This is a genomic window from Streptomyces sp. NPDC126503, assembly GCF_040302405.1.
GTDB lineage: Bacteria > Actinomycetota > Actinomycetes > Streptomycetales > Streptomycetaceae > Streptomyces > Streptomyces gulbargensis.
Genome location: NZ_JBEORS010000001.1, coordinates 412,366 through 425,282, shown reverse-complemented (window position 1 = coordinate 425,282; position 12,917 = coordinate 412,366). Strand labels below are relative to the sequence as shown.

General features: G+C 74.1%; 12 protein-coding genes. 8 read left to right on the top strand and 4 right to left on the bottom strand.

Annotation, left to right across the window (positions count from 1 at the left end; translation table 11 throughout):
• The first annotated feature begins 183 nt into the window (after positions 1-183).
• Entirely contained in the window at positions 184-1,131 is a 948-nt protein-coding gene (locus ABTY40_RS02000) for an AfsR/SARP family transcriptional regulator (protein ID WP_502990468.1), read from the top strand.
• Positions 1,132-1,338: 207 nt separating this feature from the next.
• The gene (locus ABTY40_RS01995) at positions 1,339-3,525 is read left to right on the top strand and encodes a helix-turn-helix domain-containing protein (RefSeq protein ID WP_352057715.1); all 2,187 of its coding nucleotides are present in this window, start codon (positions 1,339-1,341) and stop codon (positions 3,523-3,525) included.
• Between the two features lie 193 nt (positions 3,526-3,718).
• Here ABTY40_RS01995 and ABTY40_RS01990 read toward each other — a convergent pair whose 3' ends face one another.
• Positions 3,719-4,885: an IS701 family transposase gene (locus tag ABTY40_RS01990; RefSeq protein ID WP_425578569.1), complete on the bottom strand. Its 1,167-nt coding sequence runs from the start codon at positions 4,883-4,885 to the stop codon at positions 3,719-3,721.
• 540 nt (positions 4,886-5,425) lie between these two features.
• On the opposite strand from ABTY40_RS01990, the gene crcB (ABTY40_RS01985) reads away from it, so the two are divergent.
• Entirely contained in the window at positions 5,426-5,851 is a 426-nt protein-coding gene (gene crcB, locus ABTY40_RS01985; RefSeq protein ID WP_352057713.1) for a fluoride efflux transporter CrcB, read from the top strand.
• Entirely contained in the window at positions 5,848-6,204 is a 357-nt protein-coding gene (crcB, locus tag ABTY40_RS01980; protein ID WP_352057712.1) for a fluoride efflux transporter CrcB, read from the top strand. The genes crcB (ABTY40_RS01985) and crcB (ABTY40_RS01980) overlap by 4 nt, the downstream gene beginning before the upstream one ends.
• Positions 6,205-6,296: 92 nt before the next feature.
• Here the strand turns inward: crcB (ABTY40_RS01980) and pucL are convergent, their stop codons facing one another.
• The 3 genes from pucL to ABTY40_RS01965 all read right to left on the bottom strand — a co-directional run bounded on the left by pucL (position 6,297) and on the right by ABTY40_RS01965 (position 9,124).
• Positions 6,297-7,217 (bottom strand): factor-independent urate hydroxylase, encoded by a 921-nt coding sequence (pucL, locus tag ABTY40_RS01975; protein ID WP_352057711.1) that lies wholly within the window; start codon positions 7,215-7,217, stop codon positions 6,297-6,299.
• 302 nt (positions 7,218-7,519) lie between these two features.
• Positions 7,520-8,671, bottom strand: coding sequence for a winged helix DNA-binding domain-containing protein (locus ABTY40_RS01970; protein WP_352057710.1), 1,152 nt, complete (start codon positions 8,669-8,671; stop codon positions 7,520-7,522).
• Positions 8,672-8,740: 69 nt separating this feature from the next.
• On the bottom strand, positions 8,741-9,124 hold the full coding sequence (locus ABTY40_RS01965; protein WP_352057709.1) for a VOC family protein: 384 nt from the start codon (positions 9,122-9,124) through the stop codon (positions 8,741-8,743).
• 243 nt (positions 9,125-9,367) lie between these two features.
• On the opposite strand from ABTY40_RS01965, the gene ABTY40_RS01960 reads away from it, so the two are divergent.
• The 4 genes from ABTY40_RS01960 to ABTY40_RS01945 all read left to right on the top strand — a co-directional run bounded on the left by ABTY40_RS01960 (position 9,368) and on the right by ABTY40_RS01945 (position 12,881).
• Complete coding sequence (locus ABTY40_RS01960; protein WP_352057708.1) at positions 9,368-9,922, top strand: hypothetical protein; 555 nt, start codon at positions 9,368-9,370, stop codon at positions 9,920-9,922.
• Positions 9,923-10,000: 78 nt separating this feature from the next.
• Positions 10,001-10,837: a DUF4097 family beta strand repeat-containing protein gene (locus ABTY40_RS01955; RefSeq protein WP_352057707.1), complete on the top strand. Its 837-nt coding sequence runs from the start codon at positions 10,001-10,003 to the stop codon at positions 10,835-10,837.
• 236 nt (positions 10,838-11,073) lie between these two features.
• Complete coding sequence (locus tag ABTY40_RS01950; protein WP_352057706.1) at positions 11,074-12,093, top strand: ATP-binding cassette domain-containing protein; 1,020 nt, start codon at positions 11,074-11,076, stop codon at positions 12,091-12,093.
• Complete coding sequence (locus ABTY40_RS01945; protein WP_352057705.1) at positions 12,090-12,881, top strand: ABC transporter permease; 792 nt, start codon at positions 12,090-12,092, stop codon at positions 12,879-12,881. The genes ABTY40_RS01950 and ABTY40_RS01945 overlap by 4 nt, the downstream gene beginning before the upstream one ends.
• Positions 12,882-12,917: the final 36 nt, after the last annotated feature.

Here is a 12,917-nt window from a genome sequence, read left to right as displayed (position 1 = left end):
TTCACCTCCGTCGGGTCCACGCCACTGACGATTTACTGACGGTTTTATATCGGAACAAAGGGGGTGAATCACCCTGATATCCCACCCGGGGATTCCATACCTTCCGGTTTCTTATTGACATGCCTACGGGGGTCTTTTCTAATCAACGAGGGTCATCCCGCGTTGAGGCACTGAGGGGGCATGGTGGACGTCCGGATCCTGGGGGGACTGTCGGTCCGTGAGAACGGAGTGTCGATCACTCCCACGGCGGCGGCACCACGCCAGCTGCTCGCCCTGCTCACGGCCAACGCCGACCAGGTCGTGCCGGTGACCGTCCTCACCGAGGAGCTGTGGCCGTCGGGCGCCCCGCGTGCCGCCCGCGCCGAACTCCAGGGGTACATAGCCGAGCTGCGCGTGCTCATCGCACGCGCCCTGCGCGGCACCGCTCCGGCGGAACCCGCGCCCGGCTGGGCGGAGCGTCGCTCCGCGGACGCCATTCTCGTCTCCCAGCCCGGCGGCTACCGGCTCGACACCGGCGGCGGCCTGCACGACGTCTGGCAGTTCGAGCGCGCGGCCGGTGCCGGTTACCGCGCGATGGAGGCCGGTGACCTCCCGCGCGCCGCCCTCCGGCTCGGCGAGGCCCTCGCCCTCTGGCGCGGCGAGCCCTACGCGGGCGTGGCCGCGGGCCCCCGGCTCCGCCTGGAGATCGAGCGCCTCGAAACCTCCCGGCTCAGCGTGCTCGACCAGTGGGTGGAGGCCCAGCTCGGCCTCGGCCGGCACGCCGAACTCCTCTCCGAACTCCCCGGGCTCGTCGCCCGCTACCGCACCAACGAGCCCCTGCACGCCCACCTCATGGTGGCGCTGCTGCGCTGCGGCCGGCACGACGAGGCCCTCGCCGTGTACGAGGGGCTCCGCGCGACGCTGCACCGGGAAGGCGGCATGGAGCCCTCGGCACGGCTGCGCCGGCTGCACCGTTCCGTCCTCGCCCTGCGGAACACCGCGGGCCGCACCGCCTACGCGCTGGTCACCGGCAGCGGCACCGCCCTCCAGCCGCACGGCCCGCACGTCTCACCGGGCGCGCAGACGCCGTACGTACCCACGCAGTACAGCCCCGCGCGCCACCGGCTCGTCCCCGCGGGCTCGCCCGTCTGACGGCCCCTCCGGTGCGGCGTCCGGACCCCGCTGACGGCACCTCACGCCCGGCTTCCGCAGGCCCTTTCCCGGGGCCCCGCGGCGGTCCGGCGGGAAGGACGTGCCGCAGGTCACCGTTGACCGGCTTCCCGAGCCGAATTAGTTTCGGCGAGGAGTACGGGTTTCCTCCCTGGTGCCCGATTTCGCTGGACTACGGGGGTTGGACTGATGAACGCGTACGGCGCTGACGGTGACGGCGGTGCCGACGACGCGCTGCTCACGGTCCTCGAACTCCTCGCGGGCCACGCCCCGCGCGTCGCCCCGGCCGCGCCCGGATCCGCCGGCCCGCCCCGCTCTCCGGACTCGCCCGGCTCCCGTGTCCCCCATGGATCCTCCGCCCCCCACGGACCCTCCGCCCCGCACGGCCCGGCCGACGAGACCGCGCTCGACGACCTCCTCGACGGACTGGTCGCACGGGCCCGTCGTCGCGGCGCCCCCACCGCCGAACTCGACCGCCTGGAAAGGGCCGTCCGCCTCGCCGGGCACATCCGTGCCGAACGCGCCGAGGCCGCCCGGCGCGAGGCGGCGCTCACCACCCTCACCGACACCGCCCGTGACCTCACCTTCTCGTACGACCTGGACAGCCAGCTGCGCCTGATCACCCGCCGCGCCCGGAGCCTGCTCGGCCTCGACATGGCGTACGTGACCCTGCGCGGCCCCCACGGCGCCTGCTACATCCGCACCACCGAGGGCTCCCGCACCGGCGCGGACACCGGGCCCGGCCTCGGACTCGTCGCCGGACTGCGACTCGCCGAGGGCAACTGCCTCGGCAGCGTCGTCCAGCGCGAGGGGGAACCCGTCTGGACCCCCGACTACCCGGCCGACGAGCGCTTCTCCCCCGCCGACACCGCCATCGGCGCGGACGCCGCCGACCCCGGCGACGCGGCCGTACGGGCCGAGGGCCTGCGCGCCATCATGGCCGTTCCGCTGCGCAGCGGTGACGCGGTGATCGGCGCTCTGTACGGGGCGGACCGGCGCGTCCGGGAACACACCCCGCAGGAGATCGCGCTCCTCTCCGCCCTCGCCGACCTCGCCGCCCTCGCGGTCGAGAAGGCCGGGCTGCTCGACCGCACCCGTGCCGAGGTGTCCGAACTGGAGCGGGACAGCTCCCGCGTCCGCACCAGCCTCACCCGCATGCGGCACGTCAGCGAGGCCCACAGCCGGATCATGAACCTGGTCCTCGCGGGCGGCGACCTGTGCAACGTGGCCAAGGCCGCCGGCGACGCCCTCGACGCGACCGTGATGATCCGCGACCCCGGCGGCCGCTGCCTGGCCACCACCGGCGGGGCCGGCATACCCGACCTGGACGAGGAGGCCGTCGCCAAGGCTTCGCTCGACGCGCACGCCCGCCGCCGGCCCGTCCTCGCCGGAGAGGACACCTGGGTCGCCCCCGTCATCGCCGGCTCCGAGGACCTCGGCGGCCTCGTCATCCGCGCCGCCAGCGGACTGACCGGCGAGGACGAGCGCCTCGTCGAACTGGCCGCCCAGTCCGTCGCGTTCCTCCTCCTCATGCGGCGCTCCACGGCGGTCGCCGAGGGCCCCGTCCGCGACGAACTCCTCGACGACCTCATCGCCGACCCGCCGCACGCCCCGCAGCAGATCGCCCAGCGCGCCCGCCGCCTCGGCGTCGACCTGCGCAAACCGCACGTCCTCGTGGTCGCCAGGCCGGAGGGCGGCGAGCAGGGCCGGGCGGTGGTGTGGGCCTCCTCGTACGCCTACCGGCTCTCCGGCCTCAAGACCGTGCAGGGCGGCTGCATCGTGCTGCTGCTCCCCGGACTCGACCCCTCGGCCGCGGCCAAGGCCGTCTCCGAGGAGCTCTCGCCGCTCCTCGGCCACCCCGTCTCGGTCGCCGCCGCCGGGCCGGGGCACAGTCCCGACGGGGTCGGTGCCCTGTACGCGGAGGCCGGGCGCTGCCTCGACGCCATGAGCGCCCTCGGCGGCACCGGCTCCGCGGCGGCCGTGCAGGACCTCGGCTTCCTCGGGATGCTGCTCTCCGACGACCACGACGTGGACGGCTTCGTGGAGAACGCGATCGGGCCCGTCCTGGACTACGACGCCGAGCGGTTCACCGACCTGACCCGCACCCTGGAGGCGTACTTCGCCTCCGGAGGCAGTCCCACCAACGCGGCCGAGGCGCTGCACGTCCACCCCAACACCGTCTCCCGCCGTCTGGAGCGGATCGGTGAACTCCTCGGCCCCGAATGGCAGAAGCCCGGCCAGGTCCTGGAGGTGCAGCTGGCCCTGCGGCTCCAGCGCACCCGCGAGGTCCTCGCCCGCCGCCGCGCGGCCACCCACCCCGCCCGCCCCTCGGGCCACCCGCAGGCCCCACCGGCTTCCGCCGGACCCACGGACTGACCCAGGGCCGAGGGAGGACCGGCCGAAGCACGCCGGGGGAGAGGCGGAAGCGGGCGTACGGTACGCGCTGCCGCGGCCCGCCGCACCCGTACCGCCGAAGCCGGTCCTGTCCCGCCGCGCACCCGACCCTGACAGGGGGCCCGGGTTCCCCCCGCCACCGCGCCCGGATGCGTACCGACCCCGCGCCGATCCGCTAGCCCGCCGCCAGCCCGGAGGCGAACCCCGGCACCCTGCCCGGACCCGTGACCGTCCCGTACACCGCCGCGTCGCCCTCCGGAGCCAGCAGCTTCGCCGCGTGGGCCGCCGACGCCAGCGTGATGTGCCGGTGCCAGCCGCGGAACGAACGGCCCACGAAGTCCCGCAGTCCCGCCCCCTCGCCGACCGCCGCGAAGTCCCGCTCCACACGCCGCGCCAGCTTGGTCAGCCGCACCAGCGATCCCACCGGCGAACTCGTCAGATCGCTGAGCCACACCCGGGCCGGACCGCGCCGCGGGTCGTCCCACTCGCCGAGCAGCGTCAGCGGCCGCATCCGCTCGCCGGCCGGCATCGGCAGCGCCACCCGGACCGCCGTCGCCAGCGAGGTGCGCGAGGTCGGCGTACCGGCCACCGTGTCCACCCAGCTCACCGGCCTGCGCAGCCCCCGCAGCGACTCCAGGATCTGCTGGGCGGGCAGCGGGCCCGCGCCGAAGCCGGGCAGCGACCGGTCCGCGATGGCGAGCCGGGACCCGGCGCCGATCCGCGCCACCACCGGCACCCCGGCCGCCGCCAGCCGGCTCAGCGCGGGCCGGCCCGCACCGCCCCGGATGTCGAGGAGGACCGGCTTGCGGGTGACGTCGCTCCAGCGGGCGGTGTCGAGCGCCGCGGCGACCGCGCACTCCTCCAGGGTCTCCTCGCCCGCCTCGCGCGGAACCTCCGCCCGGTCGCGGCGCGTCGGGTCGTTGACCCACGGATCGGGCAGGAAGAGACGCCAGTTGACGGGCGCGCTCAGCTCGTCGCTCGCGAACCACACGCCGAAGGCCTGCTGGCCGTGGAAGACCTGACCGCGCTCCGGGTCGAAGCGCCGGTCCACGCCGACGGAGTGCTCCCCGGCCTTCGGAATCGGCATGGGCCGCACCACCCAGGCCTGCGGGCAGCCGCTCCGCTCCAGGAAGCGGGCCAGCGAGGCCCGCATGGGCTGCCAGTCCCAGGTGGAGCTGGAGATGAAGTGATGGAGGCTCTGCTCGGCCGCCGGCCCGCCTATCTGGGCGGCGATGTTCCGGATGGACTTGCGGCCCTGCGCGGTGAGCAGCCCGTGGAGGTACTGCTCGGCCTTCAGGCGCTGGTCGCGCCGCGCGAAGCCGGAGAACAGCGTGCTGCACAGCTCGGCGTAGACGTCCTCGTCGGTACGGCCGCCCGAGCGGGCGGCGCCGACGGTACGCGGCCGGGAGCCGGTGGCCGAACGGGCTCCGGCACCGGTGCGGCCGCCCGCGACGGCACGGGCAGGGGCTCCGGTACGGACGCCCGGCCCGGGAACGGTCAGGGGAACGGCCCCGGAGGCGCCCCTGCGCTTGGTTGCGACGGATGTACTCACGACACTCCTGCCCGAAGGTTTCGCAGCTCCCTCCCGCTGCTCCTCCACGGTCACCCGGGGACCCCCCTCCCGACGAGGTGGACCCGGCACCCGAATCGGGCCCCCGATGGTGGCCGGACCACCGCCCCCCGCAGCCCCCGGTAACGGGCCGCACAGCCCGCACCGGGATCTGACAGACTCACCCGGCCCCCTTTGACCCGTCGCGCTCCGTGGCCGGACCATCGCAGAGCGAGGCCGCACGGGCCGGCCGCCGGTTAATGCCCCAGGCCGGCGACCGCGCCCGTGCGGCCTCGCGTCGGCGGCCCGCCGCCACCCCCGTAACCTGGGATCATGCAGCCGCGCGATCAGTTTCCGGTCGTCGGGGCGGTCGCGGCCGGCGGCGCCCTCGGAGCCGCCGCCCGCTACGGAGCGGCCCTCGCCTGGCCCACGCCGGCCGGCGCCTTCCCCTGGACGACGTTTCTCGTCAACGCCTCCGGATGCGCCGCTCTCGGCGTTCTGATGGTCGTGGTCACCGAGGTCATGGAGTCGCCGCATCCGCTTCTCCGGCCGTTCCTCGGCACCGGATTCTGCGGTGGCTTCACCACCTTCTCCACGTACGCGCTCGACACGCAGCGGCTGCTGGCCGCCGGTGATCCCGCGCGCGGCCTGCTCTATCTGGGGGGAACCCTGCTGACGGCCCTCGTCGCGGTCGCGGCGGGCGTCGCGGCGGCCCGTGCGGTCCGGCGCGGCGGTCCCGGCCGGGGGAGGGCGCGGTGAACTGGCTGGCCGTCCTCCTCGGCGCCGCCGTCGGCGCGCCGCTGCGGTACCTCACCGACCGCGCGCTCCGCGCCCGCTGCGGATCGGATTTTCCCTGGGGCACCTTCGCGGTCAACGTCGCCGGCTCGTTCGTCCTCGGCCTGGTCGCCGGGACCACCACGGCCCGCGCCCACCTGCTGCTCGGCACCGGCCTGTGCGGCGCCCTCACCACGTACTCGACCTTCTCGTACGAGACGCTGAAACTGTACGAGGACGGGGCGAAGCGCCTCGCCGTCCTGAACGTGGCGGGCAGCCTGGCCGCCGGCCTCGGAGCCGTATGGCTGGGAGTCGAGGCGGCGGCCGGGCTGCGCTGACGTGACGACCTCCCGGCACGCCGTGTGCGTCACGTGTGGCATGTGCTCGGCGTGCGCCGGGGGTGCGGGGGGTGCCGGGCGGGTCGGCCGCGTCAGGCGGTGATCCAGTCGCTGGTCGCGATCACCGGCTGGACGCCGTCGCGGTGGACGGTGCCTTCGATGAGGCCGTACATCCGGTCGGCGGCGAAGTAGACCTCGTTGTCGTTCTTCAGGCCGAACGGCTCCAGGTCCACCAGGAAGTGGTGCTTGTTCGGCAGGTTGAGCCGCACCTCGTTGACCGTCGCCACATGGTCCAGGACCCGGTCGGCCATCGCGTGCAGGGTCTGCTGGAGCGAGTAGCTGTACGTCTCCGCGAACGCCTCCAGCATGTGCCGGCGCACCTTCTCGTACGAACGGTCCCAGTCGTGCCCGGCGTCCGCCGCCGCCGAGGCCGAGTTGGCCCAGCGGGCTGTGACCTTCGTGGCGAGGATGCGGTCGTACGCCTCCTGGAGCGTCGTGTACTTGTCCTTGATGAAGCCGTGGAACTCGGAGTTGGTCGAGTTCATCACCGTCAGATCCTTGAGGCCGGAGATGACCTGGAGCCGGCCGGTGTTCTGCGAGTAGGTGATCTGCGCGGTGCGGACCTCCTGGCCCTTGCGCACGAAGGAGTGCTGCTCCTTGCGCGTCGCCACCGGGATCCGCTCCCAGGTGAACTCCTCGACGCGGATCTGCGCCTCGTGGATGACGGCCTGGGAGCTCACGAAGTGCTTGGCGAGGAGGATGCCGAAGGCCTCGGGGGAGTCCACCCCGTGCTCCTTGGCGAAGGCGTAGACGGTGTTCTTGGTGGTGTCGGTCGGCAGACAGTTGGCGTTGTCACCGGTCAGGTGGACGTCGCGGTACTCACCGCGCAGCGCCACCGACACGTTCAGGTCACGGATCTCGTGCCAGGCACCGCCCTCACCCTTGCGGGTGATCTTCACGATGCGGTTCTCGGCCTTGCCGTACTGGTTCTGCGCCAGGACGTGCTTGCTCATGTGCTGCTCAGCTCCTGCGGGTACGCGGATACGGATATCCCGTACGCCCGGCGTCCAGCGCCCTTCGTCCTCTGTCGTACCGAGGGTGCGCTCCCCGCCGTCCGGCCCGTGGATCGGGGCCGCCCCGGGACTGACGAGCATCCCGGTCCGTAGGTGTGGGCTCGAAGATATGTGCGTTCCGGTCGACTGGCAATGGTCGTACGGGAGTCGAGAGGGTGCCGTACGGGAGTCGAGAGCGGGCCGTGCGGCCGGCCGGGAGCCGGGAGCCGTGCGGCCGGGTGCCGTGCGGGAGCGCCCTGGGGTCACCCGTGGGGGAGCAGGCGGGTCTCCACGACCGGGAGGCCCTTGCCCCACCAGTGGTCGTAGCGCCGGTAGAGCGCGGGGTCGCGTCCGGCGAGCAGCGCGCGGAGCCCCGCCGCCTCGGCGGCGAGCCCCTCCCAGGCCGTCTCCGGCAGGGGGTGGAACGCCGACGCCTCGATGCCGTCGTCCACCGGCCGCCACACCCCGGCCACGTACCCGTCGACGAGCAGAGTGGGCAGCACGTCGCCGTTCACGCGTATGACGTGCTTGCGGTACGCGGGCGGGATCACCCGGCCGCGGTCGGCGTACGCCAGGAGAACGCTGTCCCACATGGCCATCAGGCGGGGCGGCGCCGGCGTGCCCGGGTCCGGCCGGGGCGCGCCGGGGAGGTCGTACAGCACGGTCCCCCCGGGCCCGGCGACCTCCTCCACGCGCGTGCCGAGGTCCCGTACGGCGTCCCGTGCCCGGCCGCGCTGCACCAGCGCGAACTGGCAGATGTCCGCGACGGAGGCCGGGCCGAAGCCCTCCAGGTAGCGCAGGACGAGGGCCGCGAGGCCCCCGGCCGCCGCGCCGGGATCGGCCAGGACCGGCCGGTCGGCCGCCGCCACGAAGGACGGGGCGGCGCCGAAGGACCACGGCGGGCCGGTGGGGGCGTGCCACAGCGGGGCGTACTGCCGCAGCATCCGCCAGGCCACGGGCGCGAGGGGGCCCGTGCCCACGGCCTCCTCCATCCGGGCGCGCAACGCGGCTCCGGTGCGCGGCCGTTCCGCGTACGCGAGGAGGCCGGGCAGCAGGGCGTCGGCGTCGGCGGCCGTCAGGCCGGTCGCGGTGAACCGCGCGTCCCCGAGCCGTGCCCCGCGCAGCGTCGGCTCCACCGCCTCCCGGAAGACCCGGTAGTCCGCCGCGTGCACCAGGTGGAGGGTGACCCGCATCAGCGTCGAGCGCACCACCCGGAAACCGGCGAGGTCCGCGTCGAACTCGGCCGGATCGAAGCCGGCCACCCGGTTCCAGAGCGCGACGTACGGGGACCCCGGCTGCTGCGCCTGCAGTGCCACCACGCGCCGCACCGCCTCGGTGGACCCGACCGGTGCGCGGGAGAGGAGCAACTGCCGGGCCAGCGTGGCGCGGTTGAGCCCGCGTTCGGAGATCGCCATGGGCCGATTGTGCCCGTGGGGCGGGCGAGGCGGTGGGGTGGTGGGTGCGGGTCGGTGCCGGGATCCTCGTCAGACGGGCTGGACGCGGCTGCGCAGGAGGCAGAAGACGTTGCCCTCGGGGTCGGCCAGGACGTGCCAGCTCTCGGTGCCGGTCTGGCCCACGTCGGCGGGCCGGGCGCCGAGCGCGAGCAGCCGTTCCAGCTCGGCGTCCTGATCGCGGTCGGTGGGGCTGACGTCGATGTGCAGGGGGAGCTTCGCGGCCTTCGGGTCGCCGCTGGGGCTGAGGACGAGGGTGGGGCGACCGTCGGAAGGGCCCGCGCCGGGCGGCCCGATCTCGATGGCTCCGTCCTCGTCCCGGTCGAGTTCCACGTAACCGAGGACCTCGCTCCAGAAGGCGGCGAGCCGCTCGGGATCGGCGCAGTCGAGGACCAGTTCACTGATGCGGCATGCCATGCGGGGCAGTGTACGGAGCGGGGCCCGGGGGGCGGCCCCTTGGCGGGCGGGCAGGGCAGGCCGGTCCCGGGACGCGTGGTCCGGCGTGGCGCGCGGCACGACGGGCCGGGGGGTGAAGCGGCGCGGCGGCGCCGTGATCGACAGGCCGCAGGTGGCACCACGTGGCGCCCTTGCGGTGCCGCATGGCACCAGGTGGTGCCATCGGGGGTTGCGGTGGCGCCATTCTGGTGCCATCATAAAGCCATGGACCTGAATCCCTACGTCGCTCATCTCCGCCAGGAACTCGCCGTGGCCGCGAGTGCCGGCGGGGAAGAGGCGCGCGAGCTGGCCGAGCGGCTGACCACTCCCCTGGAGTCGGCGGTCCGCCTGACCTTGCTGAACGCCCTCTCCGCCGCCTCGGACGAAATCACCCGTGAACTGGCGCCGGGGTCGGTCGACGTACGGCTGCGCGGACTCGATCCCGAGTTCGTGGTGACGGTCCCGCTCGCCCCGGAGGTCCCCGGTGCGGGGCCGGACGAGCGGATGGTGCCGGTGGCGCCATCGATGGCGCCACCGGCGCCACCGGCGCCACCGGCGGGGGAGGGAGAGGAAGGCGGTGCCACCGCCCGGATCAACTTCCGGCTCCCCGCCCACCTGAAGGCCCGGGCCGAGGAGGCCGCCGGTCAGGAAGGGCTCTCGGTGAACGCCTGGCTCGTACGGGCCGTCTCCGCGGCCCTGGACCAGGGCGCAAGCCCCGTCAGACCCCCCGCCCGGGCCCCCCGCGTCGGCGGCGACAGTTACCGGGGCTGGGCCCACTAGCCACCCCGACCCCTTCCCCCGGCCCGCGGGCCGCCCGCACACCGCGCACACCACCAGAGCCACGAGGACGGGACAGCCATGCCTTCTTACGACACGCCCGGAGCCATCACCGCGGACCTCGACTTCGAGGTCGGCTCCGTACGGATCACCGCCACCGAGCGCGCGGACACGGTCGTGCGGGTGCTCCCGAGCGACGGCGACGACGAGAACGACGTCCGGGTCGCGGAGCAGACCAAGGTCACCTACGCCAACGGCACCCTGACCGTGAAGGGGCCGAGAAAGCGCTCCCTCTTCGGCAAGCACGGTTCGATCGACGTGACCGTCGACCTGCCCGCGGGCTCCCGGCTCCGCGCCGCCTCCCCGATCGGGCACTACACCGCCGAGGGCGCCCTCGGGGAATGCCGCGTCAGAACCTCCCTCGGCGACCTCTCCTTCGCCCAGACGGGCCCCGCGAACCTCCGCACCGGCCACGGCTCCGTCCGCGTCGAACGCGTGGCGGGAGACGCGGAGATCCACGGCTCCGGTCCGATCGACCTCGGAGAGGTCACCGGCACGGCCACCGTCAAGAACGGCAACGGGGACACCGCTGTCGACGAGATCACCGGTGACCTCAAGGTCAGCGCCGCCAACGGCCGCATCACCATCGGCGTCGCCCACGCCTCCGTCGAGGCCAGATCCGCCAACGGCGCCATCCGCGTCCACGACGTGGCCCGGGGCGTGGTCCGGCTCCAGACGGCCGCCGACGACGTGGAGGTCGGCGTACGGAAGTCCACCGCGGCCTGGCTGGACGTCACCACCCGGCTCGGCACCGTCCGCAACACCCTCGGCGCGGCCGAAGGCCCCGGCGCCTCCGACGAGACGGTCGAGATCCACGCCCGCACCGGCGTCGGCGACATCGTGATCCGCCGCGCCTGAGCCACCCGGGGGCCATCACCCCCGGGCCCGCCACCACCGGCGCCCCGGCGCCGGACCGCTCCCGCCCACCCCTGACGAACCGACACCCCCGGAGAGCCGACCTCGATGCGAGAGACCGCACGTTCCACGACACCCCCGCGAGGGCGCGCGCCACCCCGGCGTACCTGCGGAGGTCCCTCGTGCGGTCCCCCGTGCCCGCGTCGCCTCCGGGCCCACACCCCAGGAGACGTGACCGCATGCCCGCCACACCCACACCCGCACCCGCGCCCGGGGCCACCGCCACGCTCGACGCACCACCGGCGATCTCCGCCCTCGGCCTGCGCAAGTCGTACGGCGACAAGGTCGTCCTCGACGGCATCGACCTGCGGATCGCCGAAGGATCGGTCTTCGCCCTCCTCGGGCCCAACGGCGCCGGCAAGACGACCACCGTCGAGATCCTCTCCACCCTCATCCGGCCCGACGGCGGCACGGCACACGTCGCCGGCCACGACCTGGAGCGCGACCCCGCCGGGGTGCGCGCAGCGATCGGCGTCACCGGCCAGTTCGCGGCGGTCGACCAGCTCCTCAACGCCGAGGAGAACCTGCTCCTCATGGCGGACCTCCAGCACCTCCCGCGCCGCGAGGGCCGCCGCCGCGCCGCCGGCCTCCTGGAGCGCTTCGAACTCGGCGCCGCCGCGCGGAAGCCGGTCTCCACCCTCTCCGGTGGCATGCGCCGCAAGCTCGACCTCGCCATGACCCTGGTCGGCGACCCGCGCGTCATCTTCCTCGACGAACCGACCACCGGCCTCGACCCGCGCAGCCGCCGCACCATGTGGGAGATCATCCGCGGCCTCGTCACCGAACAGCGCGTCACCGTCTTCCTCACCACCCAGTACCTGGAGGAGGCGGACCAACTCGCCGACCGCATCGCCGTCCTGGACCGGGGACGCCTCGTCGCCGAAGGCACCGCCGACGAACTCAAGCGGCTCGTCCCCGGCGGCCACATCCGCCTCCGCTTCTCCCACCCCGAGCAACTCGACGCCGCGGCGCACCACTTCGGGGTCTCCACCCGGGACGAGGACGAACTGGCCCTGCGCGTCCCCGGCGACGGCGGAGTCGAGACCCTGCGCGCCGTGCTCGACGTCCTGGACGGCGCCGGCCTCCGGGCCGAGTCGCTGACCGTCCACACCCCCGACCTCGACGACGTGTTCCTCACCCTGACCGGCGCCGGACACACCCCCGGCACGGCCGGCACCCAGAAGGAGACCACCCGATGAGCAGCCTCGCCCACGCCGCGGCCGACTCGATGACCATGCTCCGGCGCAACCTCACCCACGCCCTGCGCTACCCGGCCATGACGGTCTCGGTCGTCGCCATGCCCGTGATGATGCTGCTGCTGTTCACCTACGCCTTCGGCGGCGCCCTCGGCGCCGGCATCGGGGCGGCACCGGGCGGGGACGGCGCCTACATCGACTACCTCGCGCCCGGCATCATCCTCATGACCGCCACCGCCGGGGCGGTGGCCACGGCGGTGGGCGTCTGCGTCGACATGACCGAGGGCATCGTCAACCGTTTCCGCACCATGTCGATCTCCCGCGCCGCCTTCCTCACCGGGCACGTCGCAGGCAGCGTCGTCCAGACGCTGATCGCCCTCGCCCTGGTCACCGGCGTCGCCCTCGCCATCGGCTTCCGTCCCGACGCCACCGCCGTCGAATGGCTCGCGGCCTTCGGCCTCCTCGCCTTCCTCACCCTGGGCCTCACCTGGCTGTCGGCCGGCATAGGCCTCGTCGCCAGGACCCCCGAGTCCGCCAGCAACACGCCCCTGCCGCTGACCTTCCTGCCCTTCCTCGGCAGCGCCGTCGTACCGACCGACTCGATGCCGACCGCGCTCCGCTGGTTCGCCGAGTACCAGCCCTTCACCCCCGCCATCGAAACGCTGCGCGGCCTGCTCATGGGCACGCCCATCGGCAACAGCGGCTACCTGGCGCTCGCCTGGTGCGCCGGCCTGACCCTGGTCGGCTACCTCTGGTCGCGCTCCGCCTTCGGCCGCTCCGCGAAGCGCTGACACCCCCACCCCGTCCCGCAGTTCCCCGCACGTCAC